Origin of the sequence: Nocardia carnea NBRC 14403 (genome assembly GCF_000308515.1) — a bacterium.
Lineage (GTDB): Bacteria > Actinomycetota > Actinomycetes > Mycobacteriales > Mycobacteriaceae > Nocardia > Nocardia carnea.
The window spans coordinates 113,658-133,504 of record NZ_BAFV01000125.1 but is presented as its reverse complement, the minus strand read 5'-3'; the positions used below and the strand labels follow the sequence as shown (position 1 = coordinate 133,504).

General features: G+C 68.1%; 20 protein-coding genes. 16 read left to right on the top strand and 4 right to left on the bottom strand.

All coding sequences use genetic code 11. From position 1 onward, the window contains the following. Positions 1 to 242: 242 nt before the first annotated feature. Positions 243 to 455, top strand: a complete 213-nt coding sequence (locus tag ON22_RS33390; RefSeq protein WP_033241993.1) for a hypothetical protein — start codon at positions 243 to 245, stop codon at positions 453 to 455. A gap of 88 nt (positions 456 to 543) precedes the next feature. Next, the gene (locus ON22_RS33385) at positions 544 to 1,386 is read left to right on the top strand and encodes a serine hydrolase (RefSeq protein WP_033241992.1); all 843 of its coding nucleotides are present in this window, start codon (positions 544 to 546) and stop codon (positions 1,384 to 1,386) included. 85 nt (positions 1,387 to 1,471) lie between these two features. On the opposite strand, the gene ON22_RS33380 is transcribed toward ON22_RS33385, so the two are convergent. After that, on the bottom strand, positions 1,472 to 2,956 hold the full coding sequence (locus tag ON22_RS33380) for a cytochrome P450 (RefSeq protein WP_033241991.1): 1,485 nt from the start codon (positions 2,954 to 2,956) through the stop codon (positions 1,472 to 1,474). Positions 2,957 to 3,206: 250 nt separating this feature from the next. On the opposite strand from ON22_RS33380, the gene ON22_RS33375 reads away from it, so the two are divergent. The 5 genes from ON22_RS33375 (at position 3,207) to ku (ending at position 9,466) form a co-directional block, all read left to right on the top strand. Further along, a complete protein-coding gene (locus tag ON22_RS33375; protein ID WP_033241990.1) occupies positions 3,207 to 4,676 on the top strand; it encodes an NAD(P)/FAD-dependent oxidoreductase in 1,470 nt (489 codons plus the stop codon). A 76-nt stretch (positions 4,677 to 4,752) separates the two neighbouring features. Then, a complete protein-coding gene (locus ON22_RS35110) occupies positions 4,753 to 6,003 on the top strand; it encodes a hypothetical protein (RefSeq protein WP_051158404.1) in 1,251 nt (416 codons plus the stop codon). 351 nt (positions 6,004 to 6,354) lie between these two features. Beyond that, positions 6,355 to 7,215, top strand: a complete 861-nt coding sequence (locus tag ON22_RS33365; RefSeq protein WP_156052212.1) for a hypothetical protein — start codon at positions 6,355 to 6,357, stop codon at positions 7,213 to 7,215. 218 nt (positions 7,216 to 7,433) lie between these two features. Then, positions 7,434 to 8,540, top strand: a complete 1,107-nt coding sequence (locus ON22_RS33360; protein WP_231508040.1) for a lycopene cyclase family protein — start codon at positions 7,434 to 7,436, stop codon at positions 8,538 to 8,540. After that, complete coding sequence (ku, locus tag ON22_RS33355; RefSeq protein ID WP_033241989.1) at positions 8,540 to 9,466, top strand: non-homologous end joining protein Ku; 927 nt, start codon at positions 8,540 to 8,542, stop codon at positions 9,464 to 9,466. The genes ON22_RS33360 and ku overlap by 1 nt, the downstream gene beginning before the upstream one ends. Before the next feature lie 8 nt (positions 9,467 to 9,474). Here ku and ON22_RS33350 read toward each other — a convergent pair whose 3' ends face one another. Beyond that, entirely contained in the window at positions 9,475 to 9,972 is a 498-nt protein-coding gene (locus tag ON22_RS33350; protein ID WP_033242466.1) for a GNAT family N-acetyltransferase, read from the bottom strand. A 176-nt stretch (positions 9,973 to 10,148) separates the two neighbouring features. Here ON22_RS33350 and ON22_RS33345 point away from each other — a divergent pair, with 176 nt between their 5' ends. After that, on the top strand, positions 10,149 to 11,054 hold the full coding sequence (locus tag ON22_RS33345; RefSeq protein ID WP_033241988.1) for a universal stress protein: 906 nt from the start codon (positions 10,149 to 10,151) through the stop codon (positions 11,052 to 11,054). 86 nt (positions 11,055 to 11,140) lie between these two features. Here ON22_RS33345 and ON22_RS33340 read toward each other — a convergent pair whose 3' ends face one another. Beyond that, the gene (locus ON22_RS33340) at positions 11,141 to 12,052 is read right to left on the bottom strand and encodes an LLM class F420-dependent oxidoreductase (RefSeq protein WP_033241987.1); all 912 of its coding nucleotides are present in this window, start codon (positions 12,050 to 12,052) and stop codon (positions 11,141 to 11,143) included. 125 nt (positions 12,053 to 12,177) lie between these two features. On the opposite strand from ON22_RS33340, the gene ON22_RS33335 reads away from it, so the two are divergent. From ON22_RS33335 to ON22_RS37350, 7 genes are all read left to right on the top strand, one after another. Beyond that, complete coding sequence (locus ON22_RS33335) at positions 12,178 to 13,068, top strand: alpha/beta fold hydrolase (RefSeq protein ID WP_033241986.1); 891 nt, start codon at positions 12,178 to 12,180, stop codon at positions 13,066 to 13,068. 155 nt (positions 13,069 to 13,223) lie between these two features. Further along, positions 13,224 to 13,559, top strand: coding sequence for a histone-like nucleoid-structuring protein Lsr2 (locus tag ON22_RS33330; RefSeq protein ID WP_033241985.1), 336 nt, complete (start codon positions 13,224 to 13,226; stop codon positions 13,557 to 13,559). A 239-nt stretch (positions 13,560 to 13,798) separates the two neighbouring features. Continuing rightward, positions 13,799 to 14,866 carry an alpha/beta hydrolase gene (locus ON22_RS33325; RefSeq protein WP_033241984.1) on the top strand — a complete coding sequence of 356 codons (1,068 nt, stop codon included), beginning with the start codon at positions 13,799 to 13,801 and terminating at the stop codon, positions 14,864 to 14,866. 85 nt (positions 14,867 to 14,951) lie between these two features. Continuing rightward, positions 14,952 to 16,007 (top strand): fused (3R)-hydroxyacyl-ACP dehydratase subunits HadA/HadB, encoded by a 1,056-nt coding sequence (locus tag ON22_RS33320; RefSeq protein ID WP_051158402.1) that lies wholly within the window; start codon positions 14,952 to 14,954, stop codon positions 16,005 to 16,007. A gap of 84 nt (positions 16,008 to 16,091) precedes the next feature. After that, positions 16,092 to 16,541 (top strand): SgcJ/EcaC family oxidoreductase, encoded by a 450-nt coding sequence (locus tag ON22_RS33315; RefSeq protein WP_033241983.1) that lies wholly within the window; start codon positions 16,092 to 16,094, stop codon positions 16,539 to 16,541. Positions 16,542 to 16,604: 63 nt separating this feature from the next. Then, positions 16,605 to 16,907 carry a hypothetical protein gene (locus tag ON22_RS33310; RefSeq protein ID WP_033241982.1) on the top strand — a complete coding sequence of 101 codons (303 nt, stop codon included), beginning with the start codon at positions 16,605 to 16,607 and terminating at the stop codon, positions 16,905 to 16,907. Then, positions 16,897 to 17,226 carry a hypothetical protein gene (locus ON22_RS37350; RefSeq protein WP_033241981.1) on the top strand — a complete coding sequence of 110 codons (330 nt, stop codon included), beginning with the start codon at positions 16,897 to 16,899 and terminating at the stop codon, positions 17,224 to 17,226. The genes ON22_RS33310 and ON22_RS37350 overlap by 11 nt, the downstream gene beginning before the upstream one ends. 91 nt (positions 17,227 to 17,317) lie before the next feature. Here the strand turns inward: ON22_RS37350 and ON22_RS33300 are convergent, their stop codons facing one another. Further along, positions 17,318 to 18,043 (bottom strand): hypothetical protein, encoded by a 726-nt coding sequence (locus ON22_RS33300; RefSeq protein WP_174375650.1) that lies wholly within the window; start codon positions 18,041 to 18,043, stop codon positions 17,318 to 17,320. On the opposite strand from ON22_RS33300, the gene ON22_RS33295 reads away from it, so the two are divergent. Beyond that, positions 18,011 to 19,792 (top strand): thiamine pyrophosphate-requiring protein, encoded by a 1,782-nt coding sequence (locus ON22_RS33295; protein ID WP_033241980.1) that lies wholly within the window; start codon positions 18,011 to 18,013, stop codon positions 19,790 to 19,792. The genes ON22_RS33300 and ON22_RS33295 overlap by 33 nt on opposite strands. Positions 19,793 to 19,847 lie beyond the last annotated feature (55 nt).

The window sequence follows — 19,847 nt, the reverse complement described above, 5'->3', positions numbered from 1 at the left end:
CCCGCCACCGACAACGCCGGGTCACCCCCCACGACGGCAGAGGACAACCCCCGGACAGGTGGTCATCATCCGAATGTCCCTAGCGCTGAACGCTTCTACCCGATATTCAGTCGTTCCGCACAGTGATTTAGCGCACATGAGTCACCGACACGCGGCCCGATGGCCGGGATCCGGCGGACGCCCTGTGTCACAGTGCAACCCCGGGAGGAACGGGTTACCGCACGAAAGGCTGGTTCGCGTCGATGAAAGCGCTGGTTGTTCCCCTGATACCGAGAGACGGATTCACCGTCCGCCGCTCCGGGGACCGGTGGGAACTGGTCAACTCCCGGCATTACGGGCGGACCGTCGTTCTGCATTCGTGGCCCCGTGATCAGCACACCGAGGCGTTCGAGCACTGCTACCGCCTCAACGGCCGCCCGGTGGCCGATCTGAAGGCAGCGGCCCGGGTCCACTAGCGGATCACGGAAAACGTGCGCGCCGAGCGCCGATGTGACAAGGTGTTTCCTCGTGCGTTACCCCCTGCTCACCGGTGCTGCGCCCCGCATGGCCGCACCCGCCACAGTCCTGGCCGCCGCCGCGATCATGTTCGCCGGTGTGCCCGCGGGCCTGCCCGCGGCCGATGCCGTTCCACTCGCGCACACCCAGGGTTGCGCGCACGGTTTCGATTGCGATCTCGCCGACCGTATCGAAACTGTCAACTCCTATCTCGAATCGCGACCGGGCGTCACCGGTTATGTGATCCGCGATCGGAACACCGGCGCCGTCTACGCCAGCCCGCACGCCGAAGATATGGTGTGGACCGCGTCGACGATCAAACTCGCCATCGCACAGGATCTGCTCAACCGGGCCCGCGTCGGCGCCATCGCCCTGCCGCCGGAGGATCGTGGGCTCATCGAGCAGATGATGTCGACCTCCAACGACCAGGCCACCGATATCCTCTGGAACAAGTACGCGGGCCTGGACCGGATGGCGTTCAACAACGCCTTCCGCGCCAACGGGATGACCAGCCTGGCCCCGCAGCCCTCGCCCAATCCCGGTCCGCACTGGGCATTCCAGAAGACCACCGCGGCCGATCTCGACCGGCTCATGTCCAATGTGCTGGACCGGATGCATCCCGACGACCGCGCCTACCTGCTGGATCTCATGCGCCGCGTGGATTCCAATCAGCACTGGGGTGTGTGGGGTGCCGGCTCGGCAATGCGGCCCGGCCTGAAGAACGGCTGGTCCGAGGAACAGGGCGGCTGGGTGGTGAACTCGGTCGGTTTCGCCGGGCCGGGTGAGCGCTACACCCTGGCGATCATGACGGCGATGAACGGTGAAGGTGGCTACCAGGTGGGCGCCGAAACCGATACCACGGTCGCCGAATATCTGCTGTCCGGGCGCTGAATCAGCGGGCCCGAACCGTTTCCGGGAGCGCCCGGCACCGGTCCCCATCCGACGCGGGGAACCGGCGCCGGGCGCTCCCGGTGTCTCAGGTGAGACGCCGCAACCGCATCGGTGCGTCGTCGCGCGGGAACGGGATCGTGGTGAACCCCCAGGGCATGCGGTAGTTCTCCGGGAAGCTCCACGCGTAGTCGCGGACCATGGCGGAGATGATCGTCTTCACTTCGAACGTGCCGAAATGCATGCCGATGCACTTGTGCGAACCCGCACCGAACGGCATCCACGCGAGCCGATGGGATTTGTCCTCCCGGCGCTCGTCGGAGAACCGCAGCGGATCGAAAACCTCGGGATCGGTCCATAATTCGGTGAGCAGATGGTTGACCTGATAGCCGAGGTCGACCGGGGTACCGCCGGGGATGTAGTGCCCGCAGATCTCGGTATCGCGGACCGCGCGGCGGACCATACCGGGCACCGGGGGCATCAACCGCAGGCTTTCCTTCACCACCAGGTCCAGGTTGCGCAGGCTCTCCAGATCGGCGATGGCCGGCGAATCGCTCGTCAGATCCAGCGCCAGCACCTCGTCGCGCACCTTCTGCTGCCACTCCGGGTGTTTGCCCAGGTAGTAGGCAACTGCGGTGGCAGTGGTGGTCGTGGTGTCATGCGCGGCCATGATCAGGAAGATCATATGGTTCACCACGTCGTCGTCGCTGAAGACCGAACCGTCCTCGGCGCGTGCGTGGCACAGTCCGGAGAAGAAATCCGGGGCGTCGCTGCGCCGTTTCTGTGGGAGCATCCCGCGGAAGTACTCCTCGAGCACCTTGCGGCCGCGTAACCCGGCCCGCCATTTGCCGCCGGGCACATTGTGCCGGACCAGCGCGAGCCCGGCATGCGTACAGGCCACGAACGCGTCGGTCAGTTTCCTGCGCTCGTCGCCCACCTCGAGTGCCATGAATGTTTCGCCGGCGATATCCAGCGCCATTTCTTTGATGGCGGGAAACAGCTGTACGGTCCGGCTCGCTCCCGCCCCCTCGGGCACCCAGCGGCCGATGGTCGACCGGACGACCGGTGTCAGTTCGGCCAGATGCGCCTCCAGGCGCTCCCGGGTGAATGCCTGCTGCATGATGCGCCGGTGGAACATATGCTCGTCGAATTCGAGCAGCAGCAGACCGCGCCGGAAGAACGGGCCGATGAAGTAGTCCCAGCCCTGCCCGAAATCACGGCGGCGCCGGCCGACCACTTCGTCGAGCGCGTCCGGCCCCGCGGCGAACACCCGGTCCATCCCCATCGAACTGTTCAGGGTGACCGGTCCGAACCGGCGGTACCGGTCCAGCATCTCGGCCGGACCCCAGCGCATGTAGTGGAGCGTGCGCCCCAGATAGGGCAGGCCCCCGTCGCCGCGTACCGCGACGGTATGGTTCCGGTCCGGCGGGGTGGCCAGGGTTCGCGGTCGCTCGGGGACCTGTAACAGCAGCCGGTCGACTGCCTGGCGCCGTGGTATTTCGATGAGCGCCGAATTCTCGGTATCGGTGCGCGCCCGCGACGCTCGCGTGGCGGCACGGTCGACGGTGACCATGATGGAACCTCCTGAGAGATAGCACCCATCCTATTCTCTTTGTTGCAACAGGCTGGGCCATTTCGACCGAATCGGTACCTGCCCGCCTCCCCCGAGACCGCCGCGCGGTCGCTATCGTGGTGAGTTGCCACACCACCACGAGTGAACAACAGCGTCGAACTGTGTCCTCGACGGGTACTGCAACTACCGTGTGCGTTGTCGGACATGATCATCACGGGCAGCACCGGCCCACCGCTGGCGAGGAGCGACCATGAGCACGCAACCTGTTGGGAACGGCCGGCACCGCGTCGTGGTGATCGGATCCGGGTTCGGCGGACTGTTCGGGACCAAACACCTCGCACGGGCCGACGTCGACGTCACCCTCATCTCCAAGAGCACGACCCACCTGTTCCAGCCCCTGCTCTACCAGGTGGCCACCGGAATCCTGTCGGTCGGCGAGATCGCGCCCGCGACCCGGCTGGTGCTCCGGAAACAGAAGAACGCCCAGGTGATGCTGGGCGAGGTCACCGATATCGACCTGACCGAGCGCACCGTCACCTCGGTACTGCTCGGCGAGTCCACCGTGACCTCCTACGACAGCCTGATCGTCGCGACCGGTGCACAGCAGTCCTATTTCGGCAACGACCAGTTCGCCACCTTCGCCCCCGGTATGAAAACCATCGACGATGCCCTCGAACTACGCGGCCGCATCCTCGGCTCCTTCGAACAGGCCGAGGTCGCGCGGACACAGGAGGAACGCGACCGGCTGCTCACCTTCGTGGTGGTGGGCGCCGGGCCCACCGGCGTCGAGCTGGCGGGCCAGATAGCCGAACTGTCCGATCGCACACTCGAGGGCACCTTCCACAACATCGACCCGCGTGACGCCCGGGTGATCCTGGTCGAAGGTGCAGGCGCGGTACTCGGCCCCATGGGGCCGAAACTGGGCGGCAAGGCCCAGCGCCGGCTCGAATCCATGGGTGTGGAGATCCAGTTGAACGCCCTGGTGACCGATGTCGATGCGCACGGTGTGACGGTGAAGGACAAGGACGGCACCACCCGGCGGATCGAATCCGCCTGCAAGGTGTGGTCCGCCGGGGTGCAGGCCAGTCCGCTGGGCAAAATGCTGGCCGACGGTTCGGCCGGTACCGAAGTGGACCGCGCGGGCCGGGTGGTGGTCGAACCGGACCTCACCATCAAGGGGTACCCCAACGTCTTCGTCGTCGGCGATCTGATGTCGGTGCCCGATGTCCCCGGGCAGGCCCAGGGCGCGATCCAGGGCGCCACCTACGCCGCGAAGCAGATCAAGGCCGAGGTGGCGGGTAAACAGACCCAGGCGGACCGGCGGCAGTTCAAATATTTCAACAAGGGCAGTATGGCGACCATCTCGCGGTTCAGCGCGGTCTGCCAGGTGGGGAAGCTGGAGTTCGGCGGTTTCATCGCGTGGCTGGCCTGGCTGGCGCTGCACCTGTACTACCTCGTCGGCTACCGGAGCCGGATCATCACGATCATCCAATGGTTCGTGACCTTCCTCGGCCGCGGGCGCGGCCAGATGGCGGCCACCGAACAGTGGATCTTCGCGCGTCTCGCGCTGGAGGCGGTGTACGGCGACAGCGAAGAGGGCGAGGAAATCGTGCGCGGGGCGGCGGGGCGGCGGCCCCCCGGCTCCTCGCAGGCCAATCCCACCGCCAACGGGGTCGCGGCTCCGGCCGAGAAATCCGGGGGCGATCGTAAGGTCGGCTGACCGGCCGACATCCCAGGCGCCGACGCCCCCCGGAGCTAATATCGGGCAAACCGATAATTTCCGGAGAAAGGCGACCATGGGTAAGCACAGAGCTCCCGGTGTCACCCGGCGCGCTACCGGATCGGTCGTCGCGGCGGGCGCAGTTCCGCTCATCGCGACACTGATCGGCGCCGGTACAGCAAATGCCGAAGCACTCCCCGCTCCACCCCCGCTCCCGGCACTCCCCGCCCTGCCCGCGCTCCCGGCGGGCCTGTTCCCGCCGGCTCCCGAACCGGCCGCGGACACCGCAGCAACTCCCACCGCACCCGGTCCGGCGCCGCTCGCCGCGCCGGTCACGGATCTTGCCACCACACCCGCCGGGCCGATGCCTGCCGCACCCGCCCTCCCCGCACCGATCTCGGACATGTTCAGCGCACCGGCGGCCCCGGCCCCAGTAGAAGCACCGGCCGGCGCGGGCCATTTCGGCACGCCAGCGACACAGACCCCCGGTCCGCTCGCCACGTCCGTCTCCCCGGCGCCCGGTCCACTTGCCGCACTCGGCGCCTCGGTGCCCGGCCCGCCGGCGGCACCCGTTATTCCGACACCGATCGCAGACCTGTTCACCGGACCGGCAGCCACGGACCCGATCAACGCACCGGCGACGGCCGCACAACCGCCGGTAGCACCTGCCGTCCCGGATCCGGTCGCTGCGGTCACCACCGCCGTCCACGACGCTGTCCAATCGGTGACCGATACGGTCGGCGCGGCGGCGGCACCGCTGATCCGGCCCGTTCCCGAGACCGCACCACCGGCGGCGCTCGCCGATCCGGGCGCGGCACTGCGGTCCGCACCTGCTTATCGCACACCCCGAGGTTCCCTCCCCGCAGCACAGCCGGGGATCCCCGGGGCGCCGGTCGACGCCCCACCGGGCACACTGCGGATCGGCAACTTCGTGATCGCCGTACCGTTCGATGCCGGCCCGGTCAATCAGGGCGCCGCGCAGGCCGAGGATCAGGTATCGAACCACCTCGATTCGATGGGGGTGGAGTCCACCCGGTCGGATCGGCTCGCCGCCCAGACCTTGGGTAACGCCGTCATCGGCGCGGCCATCGGCAACGCCGTCGCCGCACCGGTCGCCATTCCGTTCGGAATGCTCGGCGCCGCACTGGGTTTCGTGGCCGGGATCCCATTCCTGCCGACCGGTCTCGTCGTCGGTCCCGTTCTCGGGGCGGCGGTCGGGTACGGCGTCGTCGCGGTGCCCGCCATAATCGCCGGAGCCGCACTCGGGGCGGCGTACGGCGTCACCGATGGTTTCACCACACCGCTACTCGGCGCAGCCCAGCCGTGAGTCCCGGTGTCCGGCCCGAGCCCCGCAGCCGGACCCCGGGCAGCACGGCTACCGGTGAGCAGTCTGCCCAACCGGTCTCGGCGTCCCGGACGCCGAACCGCCACGGCCCGGCGCCGGTTCCCGGTTTTGTTCGCCGGGCACCGCGTCGAATCGAGTCTGTCCGATCGATTGCACAACCAGTGGCATGGTCACCGCCTCCCGACCGCAAACCACCCGTTATCGCCGCTCCGCCCGGTCTTCGCAACCGGTTCCGGATCGCCTTGCCCAGCGGTCTGAACAGGATGATCCCATCCGCGGGGCGCTCCGGTCCGAATGTCTGGCAAACCGACAATTTCCCGGAGAAAGGCGACCATGGGTAAGCACAGAGCTACCGGTCCGGCTCGGCGGGCAGCGGGATCGGTGGTAGCGGCGGGCGCGGTTCCGCTCATCGCGACACTGATCGGCGCCGGTACGGCCAATGCCGAAGCACTCCCCGCTCCACCCGCGTCACCCCCGATTCCCGCGCTACCGGCGAACCCGCTCCAGCCGGCCTCCGCCACACCCGACCCGGTCCGCGATCTCACCGTCGCCGTCCAGGATGCGACCCGGGTGGCCGTGCGGTCCGCTACCGATACGTTCGGGATGGCGGCGGCACCGTTGCTCCCGGCACAGCCGGCCCCCGCGGCGGTCGCCGAACCGGCCCCCACCCCGGCGACCCGGGCGCTACCCCAGCACGCCTACCTCGCTCCGCAGGGCGAATTGCACGCGCCGATGCCGGTGGCGCCGGTAGCGCCGATCGAGGCGCCGCCCGGCAAGCTCCGGATCGGCAATGTCGTCATGGACGCGCCGCCGTTCGATGTCCGGGAGATCAATACCGCCGCCGCACAGGCGGAAGCGCAGGTGGCGACCTTCTACGATTCGGTGGGCGTGGAACGCAGCCGATCGGACCGGATGGCCGCACAGACCGTGGGTTCCGCGGCCATCGGGGCATCGGTCGCCAATACGCTGGCCTCCCCGATCTCGACCACCTCCGCGATGGTCGGCGCAGTCGCCGGGCTGATCTCCGGTGTCCCATTCCTGCCGATCGGTCTCGTCGTTGGCCCGGTGCTCGGCGCGGCCATCGGCTACGCAGTGATCGCGGCACCCGCGATGGCCGTCGGCGCGGCTGTCGGCGGGGCGATCGGCGCGGCCGAGGGGTACACCGCGGCACCCTACGGCGCGACGCCCCAGTGATCACCGGGGTGTCCGGCGGGATTCGCCCGCCGGACACCCGCTTTCCCTGATCGAGAATTTCCTTCGCACAGCCCCCGCACGGACCAGGGGCACGCGGACAGGTCTTCGTACCGGACATGTGGACCGTCGTCCGTAGATTCCGCGGCCGATCCGAGCCGCACCACGATCCCCGTACCCCGCCGACACCGGATCGTCCCGGTCGTGTTTCGATCCTCCTCGTGCGCGCCGATATCGTGATCTGCGGTCTGGGCCCGGCGGGGCGAGCGCTCGCCCACCGATGCCTGGTGCGCGGTATGGCGGTTGTCGCGATCGATCCGAATCCGCAACGACGCTGGCAGGCGACCTATGCTGCCTGGACCGACGAACTCCCGTCCTGGCTGGACGATACGACCGTCGCGGCGACAGTCGTCCGGCCGCACGCCCACGGGCGGCGCGCGCATACGATCCCCCGGCCGTACTCGATACTGGATACCGGCCGCCTCCAGCACAGCCTCGATCTCACCGGGGCCACCGTGCTCACCGGCCGGGTAACGACCCTCGATCGGCATACCGTCACCCTGGATTCCGGCCGGACGGTGCGGGCCGATCGTGTCATCGACGCGCGCGGCCTGCGGCGCCGGGCCGGCCGGGCCGAACAGACGGCCTACGGACTCGTTCTCGACGATCCCGGACAAGAAGAGCCGGCCCTGTTCATGGACTGGCGCGCCGACAACGGTACCGATCCCGGCTCCCCGCGCTCGTTCCTGTACACGATCCCGCTCGGCGGCGGCCGGGTTCTGTTCGAGGAGACCTGCCTGGTGGGCGCACCGGCGATCGACCTCGGTGAACTCGCCCGGCGGTTGCGCTGCCGGTTACGGGCTCGCGGTATCCCGGTGCGCGGCGACGAACCGGTCGAGCGGGTCCGCTTCCCGGTCGTGGGCGGCGCCCCGGGGGCCGGCCGATTCGGCGCCGCCGGCGGGTACCTGCATCCGGCCACCGGATACAGCGTGGGGGCTGCTTTGGCAGCGGCCGGAGGTATCGCGGCCGGTCAGCCGGCCACATCGAATACTGCCCGGGCCGTGTATCGCCTGCGCCGCGCCGGGCTCCGGGCCTTGCTCGCACTGCCGCCGGACGAGCTTCCCGGATTCTTCGACGCGTTCTTCGAGCTCGATCTCGGTCTGCAGTGCACCTATCTGTCCGGTCACGCCGATCTCGCCGGAACCGTCACCGCGATGACCCGGCTGTTCGCGGCGGTGCCGCCCGGTACCCGCGCGCGGCTCGCCGCCGCGACACTCCATCTCCCGGCGCTCTCGCACGCCGGGTCCCGTTCGGTCATCATGGAGTGATGCGGTCAATCTGGAAAGGCTCGATCGCGTTCGGGCTGGTGAACGTCCCGGTGAAGGTCTACACCGCCACCGAGGACCACGACATCCGGTTCCACCAGGTCCACGCCAAGGACGGCGGCCGGATCAAATACGACCGCGTCTGCTCCGTCTGCGGGCAATCGGTGAAATTCGCCGATATCGATAAACAGTACGAATCGCCGGAAGGCGAGAAGGTCGTGCTCACCGACGATGATTTCGCCAAATTGCCGGTGGCCGAGAAACACGAGATCCCGGTTCTGCAATTCGTCCCGTCGGAACAGATCGATCCGATCCTCTACGACAAGACGTACTATCTGGAGCCGGATTCGACCACGCCCAAGGCCTATGTCCTGCTGGCCGCCACACTCGAACGTATCGACCGCACCGCCCTCGTCCATTTCACCCTCCGGCAGAAGACCCGGCTGGCCGCGATGCGGGTGCGGGACGGAATGCTGGTATTGCAGACGCTGCTGTGGCCGGACGAGGTGCGCTCGGTATCGTTCGAATCGCTGGAGGAGGCCAAGGCGCCCCGGCCGCAGGAAATCAAAATGGCCGAAACCCTGGTCGAATCGATGTCCGACGATTTCGACCCCGATCAATTCACCGACGAATATCAGGTCGAACTACAGCGGTTGCTGGAGGAGGCGATCGCCAGCGGCGACGGAAAGGTTGCCGAACGCGCCGCGGAACCGGCCCAGGAATCCGATGCCGAAGTGGTCGATCTGGTGGCTGCGCTGCAGCGCAGCCTGGAGGCCAGCGGCGCCCGCGGTGGCGAGAAGTCCGGTGGCCGCGGTGGTGGAAAATCCGGCGGGACGAAATCCACCGGTGAGAAGAGCTCCGGCACCGCGAAAGCTCGCAGGACAGCCCCACGCAAAACCGCTCAGAAGCGAACCCGTAAAGGCGCGTGATCCCCCGGTCACAGGGCTTGGAGGAACCAATCCAGGTATCCCTCGGAGTCGATGCTGCTGCGGTGGTAGTGGAATCCGAGCTGATGGGCCAGCGCGATCTCCGATTTGTTGTCCCTGTCGATACGCAGCATCGCTTCGTCCGCCAAATCGTTGCGGGCCAGATACCGGCACGCCAGCACGATCGTCCGGCCGGGCACTCCATTGTCGCGCCACGGCGCGTGGATTCCATAGCGGATATCGGCCTGGCGTTTCGCCAGGAAGTCCGGTTCCAGCATCACATCCAGCGTCCCCGCCAGCGCATGCGACGATACGGCCACCACGGCAAATGTTTTCCTGGGTCCGCCGGCGGCCCACTCCGCGGCGCACCGTTCGAATTCGGCCACCGTATTCGGTGTGCCCGGCCCGGCCGTCCGGCGCACCGACTCCCGATCCTGGGCAGCCAGATGCGCAGCGGCGTCGGCGACCTCGATCGGCCGTAGTCCGATCACCCCATCCGATATCAGCACGTGATCATGATCTGCATATTTCACGGCATTCGACAAGCCCCATGGACGGCGAGCCGCCGACGAGAATTCCTGGCCGCATCGGGAAGCCCGGCGAGCAACAATTCCGCGACACGCAATCGTGCAGACACGCCCGCAGTATAGGACCGGCACGGTTTGCCGGGTGGATACTCGGGAGCATGACCGATAACCCGGAGGATCCGCATCGGCTCGTATCCGCTGCCGTGGTGGTGGGCGTGGACGGTACCCCGGCCGCCCATTCGGCCATCCGCTGGGGCGCCACGGTGGCCGCCCGGCGCGGGCGGCGGCTGGTCCTGGCCTACGGGATGAATTCCACCCCGGCCAAGACCTGGCTGGTCGCCTATCAGCCGATGGTGGACGAAGCCGTGCAGACCCTGCGCACACACGGCGAGCAGGCATTGACCACCGGCGTGCAGGTCGTCCGCGAGGCCGCGCCGGACCTGGCGGCCGACACCCTGCTCTCCGAGCACAGCCCCGCCAAAATGCTGATCGAATTGTCCAAATCCGCGCATATGGTGGTGCTGGGTTCACGTCGCGGCGGCGCCATCGCGCATCTGGGATCGACCATTCTGGCGGTCGCGGCGCACGGGCAGGGCACCATCGTCGCGGTCCGCGAGGACGCCGAGGACATCACGAGCGGCCCGGTGGTGGTCGGCGTCGACGGCAGCCCGGTCAGCGATACCGCCGTCGCCGCCGCCTTCGCCGAGGCCTCCGAACGCGGAGCCGAACTGGTCGCGGTCCACACCTGGAGCGATCTCACCTTCACCGAATTCGCCAGTACCGGTTTCATCGAGATACCGGCCGAAGATCTGCAGACCGCGGAACAGGCGGTGCTCGCCGAGCGGCTGGCCGGCTGGCAGCAGCGTTACCCGGAGGTCACCGTGCGGCGCGAGGTGTATCCCTCGACCCCGGCGTTGCATCTGCGTGAATGGTCCGAGCGCGCTCAGCTGGTCGTGGTCGGCAGCCGCGGCCGGGGTGGATTCCGCGGACTGCTGCTCGGTTCGACCAGTCAGTCGCTGATCCAGCGGGCCGCCTGCCCGGTGATGATCACGCGGCCGGGCTGATCAGCCGGACCGCCCGGCCGGCCCGATCGACCGGCCGGGCACTCAGGCACTCGGTCAGCCGGTCAGCCGGGCGCCCCGTCAGCCGGTCAGCCGAGCAAACCGGACAACAGCGCCCGGGTGCGCTGTGCCTCCGCGCCACCGGCGAAGACCGAGGCGACGAATTCGGTGGCACCGGCATCGAATACCTCCCGCACCCGGGCGGCGACCTGCTCCTCGGTGCCGATGATCGCGAGATCCGCCGGGCCGGCCGCGCCCTCGCGGTCCATCATCGCCCGGTAGGACGGCAGTGTGCCGTAGGTGGCGAAGGTGCGGGCCGCCCGTTCCCGTGCGGCGTCGGCATCGTCGGTCACCAGCACCGGCAGTGCGCAGACGATACGGGCCGGGGCCCGGCCGGCGTCCGTGGCGGCCGCGGTGATGGTCGGGGCGATATGGTCCCGGATCGTGGCCGGCCCGGTCATCCACAGCACGGTGCCGTCGGCGCGACGCCCGGCCAGTTGCAACATCCGGGTGCCCATGGCGGCCAGCAGGACCGGGATCCGGCCCTCGTCCGGAATCCCGAGTTCCAGATTCCCCGTGAGGGTTTCACCGGTATAGGACACCGGCTGCCGGTCCAGCAGGGGGCCGAGAATCGACAGGTATTCGCGCATATGGCGGGCGGGCCGCTCGAATCCGTACCCGAACATGTTCTCGATGACGACGCGATGGGACAGTCCGATACCGAGGGTCAGCCGGTCCGGGCCCACCGCCAGCGCGGTCGTGCGGGCCTGCTGGGCGAGCGCGCCCGGATGCCGCGGGTAGGTCGGTACCACGGCCGTCCCGAGCTCGATCTCCGGCACCTGGCTACCGGCCACCGCCAGCGCGGTGAGCGCGTCTACGCCGAAGATATGCGACATCCACGCCGAGACGAACCCTTCCTCGGCGGTCCGGTGCAGGTCATCGGTGAGCGCGCGCAGGGCGTCGCTTCCGGATCGTTCACTGAGCAGAATGCCGATCCGCACGGCGGGCCTCCTGGACGGTTGGTCGGGTCTGGACCTCGATGGTTGCGGCACCGACCCTAACCTGTGCGGGCCGACGCGCCCGGGACCTGCTCGACCCCGGGGCCGCGGCGGGGCATGCTGTGACCATGGACGAGTTTGCGAGCTGGCGGTCGAACGGACAGCGTTTCACCCATCGCGGACACCAGATCTTCTGGCAGCCCGGCGGAACCGGTTCGGCGGGAACACTATTGTGCCTGCACGGGTTCCCCACGGCGTCCTGGGATTGGCACCGGATCTGGCCGGACCTGTGCGAACAGTTCGCCCGCGTCCTGGCCCCGGATCTGATCGGTTTCGGCTGGTCGGCCAAACCGCAGCAGTACGACTACACGATCACCGATCAGGCCGATCTGTGCGAGCAGCTGCTGCGCGAACAGGGCATCGACCGTTTCCACATCCTCGCGCACGACTACGGCGATACCGTCGCCCAGGAACTTCTGGCCCGGGATGCCGAACGCCGGGCCGTCGGTGATACCTCGCTGATCATCGAATCGGTCTGCCTGCTCAACGGAGGACTCTTCCCGGAGGCCCACCGGCCGCGGCCCATCCAGCGGCTCCTGGCCGGCCCGCTCGGGCCGCTGGTCGGCCGGTTCGGCACCGAAGGTACCTTCGCGCACAGCCTGGCCGCAGTGTTCGGGCCCGACAGCAGGCCCGATGCCGACGACATGCATCGTTTCTGGTTGCTGTGGTGCAGTAAGCACGGGAAACGCAACGGCCACAAGCTGATGGGGTATATGGCCGAACGGCGGACGCATCGGCAGCGCTGGGTGGGTGCCCTCATCCGGCCGCAGGTCCCGGTCCGGTTGGTCGACGGTCTACGCGATCCGGTGTCCGGGGAGCGGATGGTGCGCCGCTATCGCCACCTCGTCGACGAACCCGATGTGGTGGAACTGCCCGCTGTCGGCCACTATCCGCAACTGGAAGCTCCGCAGGAGACGCTGCGCGCATTTCAGGAGTTCCACACGACCCGGGTCGGATAGCCGGGCACCGGCTCGTCTTCGCCGCCCTGCCGAGCAGATCCCGCGCGCCGCCGCGGCGGAACCCCTACCATCTGTCGCGACCGCCGCCGGTTCCGGTGCGCCGTAAGGATATCGCTACGATTGTCGGGACAATATGCCCACTTTCGGAGGAATGCATGGCGCGCAAGGTCATCGTTGAGCTGGTCGACGACTACGACGGAACTTCACCGGCGGAAGAGACCGTCACCCTGGCTCTGGACGGTGTCACCTACGAGATAGATCTCTCGGCACACAACGCCGGGAAGTTGCGCGACATCGTCGGGGGGTGGGCTACGCACGCGCGCCGGGTCGGCGGCCGGGTCACGAAGAGCAAACGTCCGGCCCAGGCCGCGTCCGACCCCCGGCAGACCCAGGCCATCCGTGAATGGGCCCGCGCGAACGGTATGGAGGTCTCGAACCGTGGCCGTATCTCGGCCGAGGTGCTCGAGGCGTACAAGAAGGCCCACAAGTAACGGAGCAGGCCGTCCGGCGGCCACTGTGGCCGGCCGGAACCGGTCATAGGCGTCCCTGCCCGGGCGCGTGACACATCACAAAGAGGTAACAGAACAGTCTCCGGGAGCGACATAGAAACCGGTACGCCGATGCCGTGGCAGGGCCACGCGTTGTTCGGCACCGGTCGGGAAGCGCACGGACGGCGGCAGCCGGTCGTGCGCACGATGTGCTCACACCGGACGAAAGGCCCTGTTCCCTCATGCGATTGTCACCGGCGGTCCCCGCCTTCCGCAGCCGCCGCAGATTCTGGCTGGCCACCGCCGCCCTCGCCGTGATGATCCAGGCAGTATCACTGGTCAGCGGTGGCGCTCCCGCCGCGCGGGCCGCCTTCGACCCCACGGGTATGGATTTCTGGGTCGACTCCGCCATGGGGCCCATCAAATCCCGGGTGTTCCGCGCCGCCGACGGCAATACCTCCCGGGTGGTGTACGCGCTCGACGGTATGCGCGCCCGCGAGGACCTCAGCGGCTGGGAGATCGATACCGATATCGCCCGGAAATTCACCGAATGGAATATCAATGTGGTGATGCCGGTCGGCGGGCAGTCCAGCTTCTACACCGACTGGAACGCCCCCAGCACCTTCCTCGGCGTACCGCCGGGAACCGGCTCGGGGAACGGATCGTCGTCGGGTTCGGCGTCGGGCTCCGGCGGGCTACAGGCCCTGGCGGCCGGTCCGGGGAAGTCCTACACCTATAAGTGGGAGACCTTCCTGACCCGCGACCTGCCGGCCGCCCTGCGCGACCGGCTGGGTTTCGCAAGCCACCGCAACGGCGTCTTCGGCCTGTCGATGGGCGGCAGCGCCGCACTCACCCTCGCCGCGCACTATCCCGGTCAGTTCAGTTTCGCCGGTTCCTATTCCGGTTACCTGAACATCTCCGCGCCCGGTATGCGGGAAGCGATCCGGGTCGCGATGGTCGACGCCGGCGGGTACAACGTGGATTCGATGGCGGCCCCGTGGGATCCGAAATGGCTGCATATCGACCCGTTCGTCGCCGCGCCCCGTCTGGTGGCCAACAACACGCGACTGTGGGTTTCGGCCGCGAGCGGGCTGCCCACCGCAACCGACGGCCCCAGTATCGGCACCGTCAACGGAATGGGCCTGGAAGCACTGGCGCTGGTGAACACCCGGGCATTCCAGGTACGGATGGCGACGCTGGGTGCACAGAATGTGCACTACGACTTCCCCTCCCACGGTATCCACGCGTGGAACAACTGGGCCGATCAGGCGCTGCGGATGCTGCCGGACCTCTCGGCGAATATCGGGTGACGACCGTGGCGGCGCATCTACCTCGCGCCGGGGTGCAAGGCAGTCGCTCAGCACTATCGATATCGACTCGGTAAGGTTCGAGTTCATGGTTCATGAGGATGTAATCGATTCCACCCGCGGCGGTTTCGTCGCCGGTGAACTCCCGGTGGGATTGCGTTACCGCGCCCGCGACCACTATGTGGTCGGCCGCGAGAAGATCCGGGAGTTCGCCCGCGCCGTCCAGGATCACCATCCGGTGCACTGGTCCGAGGACGCCGGTATCGATTACGGATATGCCGGCCTGATCGCCCCGCCGACGCTGTTCTCCGTGCCCGGATTCCTGGCGCAGACGGAGATGTTCGAATCGGTGATGACCGGCTACGACCTCAGCCAGGTCATGCAGACCGATCAGGTGATCCGCTATCACCGGCCGATTCGCCCCGGCGACGCCCTGTCCTTCGAGGTCTGCCTGGAATCGGTGCGTCACGCGTTCGGCGGCGACCTCATGTCGTTCGAAACCGTGGTCACCGATCAGCACGGCGCGCTGGTCCTGGTTTCCCGGACCGATGTGGTCGGGCGCAGCGGTGCGGGACCCGACCTCGGTGAATTGGGTGCCGGTGTCCTCATGCACGGTTTCCGGCCCGGTGCCGATCGCACCACTCCTGCCCCGCATGGTGGTTCGGCCGTCCGCCCGCCGGACTCGCGACCCGCCCTGCCCGGCGCCGAACCGCCGCCCGGCCCCTGCGTCCGCGATTTCGATACCGTGCATGTCGGCGACGAGCTGCCTGCCCGGACGGTGCGGTTCACGATCGGGGATCTGGTGAACTACGCCGGAGTTTCCGGAGACCCCAACCCGATCCATTGGAGTGCGGCGGTCGCCGATCGCGTCGATCTCGAGGCCCCGGTCGCCCACGGCATGTTGACGATCGGTACGGCCGCGGGCTTCGTCACCTCCTGGCTCGGCGACCCGGGCGCTCTCCGGGAGTATGCGGTCCGGCTGACCAGTCCGGTCTTCGTCACGCGGGAGGGCGCCGAGATCGAGTTCGGTGGCCGGGTGAAAGCGACCGATCCGGCCGCGCGGACCGCGACGATCGCGCTCACCGCCCGGCACCAGGGCCGCCGGGTGTTCGGCCGTGCGACGGCTGTGGTTCAGTTGCGCTGACCGGTCCATGACGGTCGCCACAATTCGCCCGCTCGGCCCAACTCGTCTTGACCGCAACTTATGTTGAGGTTGCAGGCTGTTCTCATGAGCACACCAGCATACGAACGCCCTTCGGTCGAGGACAGCACGGTCGACCACACCGCCGATATCGCCGCGATCCGGCAGTTGGTCGCCGACGTCGAAACGGGCTACAACACCAACGATGCAGAGTTGATGGTCAGCGGATTCACCGCCGACGCCGCTGCAGGCAACGCGGTGGGCATGATCATCGCCGGTTACGACGCCCTCCTGGATGCCGCTCGGCGCGGCCTGTCCGGTTTCCTGGCCGACGAATACGTGCGTTATGCGGTGACCGATATCGTTTTCTTACGCCCGGATATCGCGATCGCGCACAAGACGGCCCGCGCGGTCACCGCGCACGGCGAACTCATCGACCACGATCCCGCAATGGTCGCATTGTACGTCCTGGTCCGGGAGGGCGGGCGCTGGTGGGTCGCGGCGCGGCAGAACACCCCGGTGCCCGCGCCCGCCTGACCGTGCTCCCCGGGACGGGCTCTGGGCCACGGAGGTAATACCAGGGTATTATCGTGATTGTCCGTGGATCACGGGCAATACGAATGGTGGGCCGGAGCGTACGACCTGCTCCACCGCAGCGGAATCGAGCCCTGGGAAGTATTGGAGGTGCTGTATTCGCCGCGGCGGTGGCCCCGGGCGGCGACGAGCCGCGAGGGACTACCCACCGCGACCGTCTGGGGTCGTACCGACGACGGCCGCACCCTGATCGTGCTGCTGCGGTGGCTCCGCGCCGATACCCGCTGGCAGATCCTGCTGGCGAGCCCGATGCGGCCCCACCAGCTCGCCGAATACACCGCATGGGAGGCGACCCGAGATGATCGATAACGAACCCGACCCCGGCTACCCCCGGACTCCCGAGGCGGCCGAGGACTTCCTGAACACACTCACCTACGACGACACCGCTCCCCTGCCTCCGCTACCGCCGGCCGCGGACCGGATCGAACAGGGCATGGTCGCCACCTCGTTCAAATGGACACCGGAGATGCGCGACCGGGTCCGGCGTAAGGCCGCCGAACACGGGGTGACCCCGTCCATCCTGATCCGCCAGTACATCGAAATGGGTCTGCTGGCCGAACAGTCCGAACGGATGATCCCGCTGGCCGACGCGGTCCGGGCGCTCACCAGCCTGCCGCATTCGGCCTGACCCCCGGCCCGGAGTGGCCCCGGGGGGCCGGTATCAGCTCGCGAGCACTGCCCCTCGGCCGGCGCCGGACCGAGGGCCCGCGGCGGCGCACTCAGGGCATGTGCGGCACCGATACCGGCACCGGTTCCCGCCCCGACCGCCGCGAGCGGGGCGGCCATGAGCGCCGCGCCGTAGGCCGCACCCAGCGGTGCCGCGCCGAGCCCGATCGGCGCGAACGGCAGCCCACAGTCAGTCCGATCACCCCGCCGACACCGGCACCGACGAGCGCGAACGGCGCGGCCACCGCCGCACCGGCCGCGGCCCCGAGCGCTGCCGCGCCGAGGGTCTGACCGGCTACCCGGTCCGACCGGGTGCGTTCCATACCGATCGAGTCCAGGAATGTGGCCAGCTGGGCTCCGGTGACCGCGGCACCGTCGTCGAGCTGGATCGCCTGTTCCCTCGGTAACCACTCCGGCACGCCCACGCGGACATCCCCGAACCGCAGCACGCCGGGCGGCGGCGCGATCGGCGGCACCGGAGATACGGGGTTGGGCCCGTGCAGGTTCTTCACCGGAGACAGATAGTCGCTGTCCGGTGCAGGTCGCGCCCACTGCAGCGAGCTCAGGGTGTCGTCCGGAATACGTACACCGTGGTAGGGACGAACATTCGGGGCTTCGGCGTTCGGCCACCGCGCCTCGCCGTCCGCCCGCCCGGCCGGAGCCGGCCCGCACCCCTCGTGGTTGAACCGGCGCCGAGCGGGTAGGCCGCCCGCGACGCCGCGCCATCCACAGAACCAGGAGGACTCATGTCGCTGCAGGTGGGCGATTACGTACTGCAACGTCTCCGCGAATGGGGTGTCGAGCAGGTCTTCGGATACCCCGGCGACGGGATCAACGGTCTCGTGGCCGCCTTCGGCCGGGCCGACAACCGGCCCCGGTTCGTGCAGGCGCGCCATGAAGAGATGTCGGCATTCCAGGCGACCGGTTTCGCCAAGTTCAGCGGGGAAGTCGGAGTATGCACCGCGACCTCGGGGCCCGGCGCCATCCACCTCCTCAACGGCCTCTACGACGCCAAACTCGATCATGTCCCGGTGGTGGCGATCGTCGGCCAGACGGCACGCAGCGCGATGGGTGGTAGCTACCAGCAGGAAGTCGATCTGCAATCTCTGTTCAAGGATGTCGCGTCGGACTATCTCGTCGAGGTCAATGTCGCGAGCCAGCTGCCGAACGCGCTGGATCGCGCCTTCCGTACTTCGATGGCGCGGCGCGCACCGACTGTGCTGATTCTGCCCGCGGACCTGCAGGAAGAGCCTTACGAGCCGCCGGAGCACGCGTTCAAGCAGGTGCCGTCGAGCCCGCCCAGCAGCCAGCACACCACCCTCACTCCGCCGGCGGCGGAGATCGAACGCGCGGCCGAAGTTCTCGCCCGGGGCTCGCGGGTCGCGATGCTCATCGGGCAGGGGGCGCGTGGCGCTGCCGCGGAGGTGCTCGAGGTCGCCGAGATCACCGGCGCGGGGATCGCCAAGGCGTTGCTGGGCAAGGATGTGCTGTCCGACGAGCTGCCGTTCGTCACCGGATCCATCGGACTGCTCGGCACCCGGCCCAGCTACGAGCTGATGCGCGATTGCGACACCCTGCTCATCGTGGGGTCCAATTTCCCCTACAGCCAGTTCCTGCCGGATTTCGATCAGGCCCGTGCGGTGCAGATCGATATCGACGGCGCGCTCATCGGGATGCGTTACCCCACCGAGGTGAATCTGGTGGGTGATGCGAAGGCCACTCTGCGGCAATTGATTCCCTTGCTCGAACGCAAGACGGACCGTTCGTGGCGGGACACCGTCGAGAAGAATGTCGCGCGCTGGTGGGAAACGATCGCCCAGCAGGCGGCGGTCGAGGCGAAACCTCTCAACCCGATGCGGGTGGTCACCGAACTGTCCGAGCGGATCCCCGAGAACGCCGTCGTCACCGCCGATTCCGGATCCTCCACCAACTGGTACGCGCGCTGTCTGCGCTTCCGCGGCGAGATGCGTGGTTCGCTGTCGGGCACGCTGGCCACCATGGGGCCCGGTGTGCCGTATGCGATCGGCGCGAAATTCGCCCATCCCGACCGGCCGGTGATCGCGCTGGTCGGCGACGGCGCCATGCAGATGAACGGGCTCGGTGAACTCATGACCATCGCGCGCTACCAGCACCTCTGGGAAGATCGCCGGCTGATCGTCTGCGTATTCCACAACAATGATCTGAACCAGGTCACCTGGGAACTGCGCGCCATGGGCGGTGCGCCGAAATTCGAGGAATCGCAGAACCTTCCCGATGTGCCCTATGCCGATCTGGCACACGAGATGGGCCTGGAGGGGATCGCCATCGACCATCCCGACGATATCGGGGATATGTGGGACCGGGCGCTGGCCACCCCCAGTCCCACAGTGCTCGATGTCCGCTGCGACCCGGATGTCCCACCGATTCCGCCGCACGCCTCCTACGAACAGATCAAGGATCTGGGCAAATCCCTACTGCGCGGCGATCCGGACGCCTTCCATCTCATGGTGCAGGGCGCCAAGACCAAAGCCCAGGAGCTCCGGATCTGAGCCGCGCGGCTGCCCCGGCCCGCGCGTACCGGCGGCGCCCAGCAGACGATGGCGC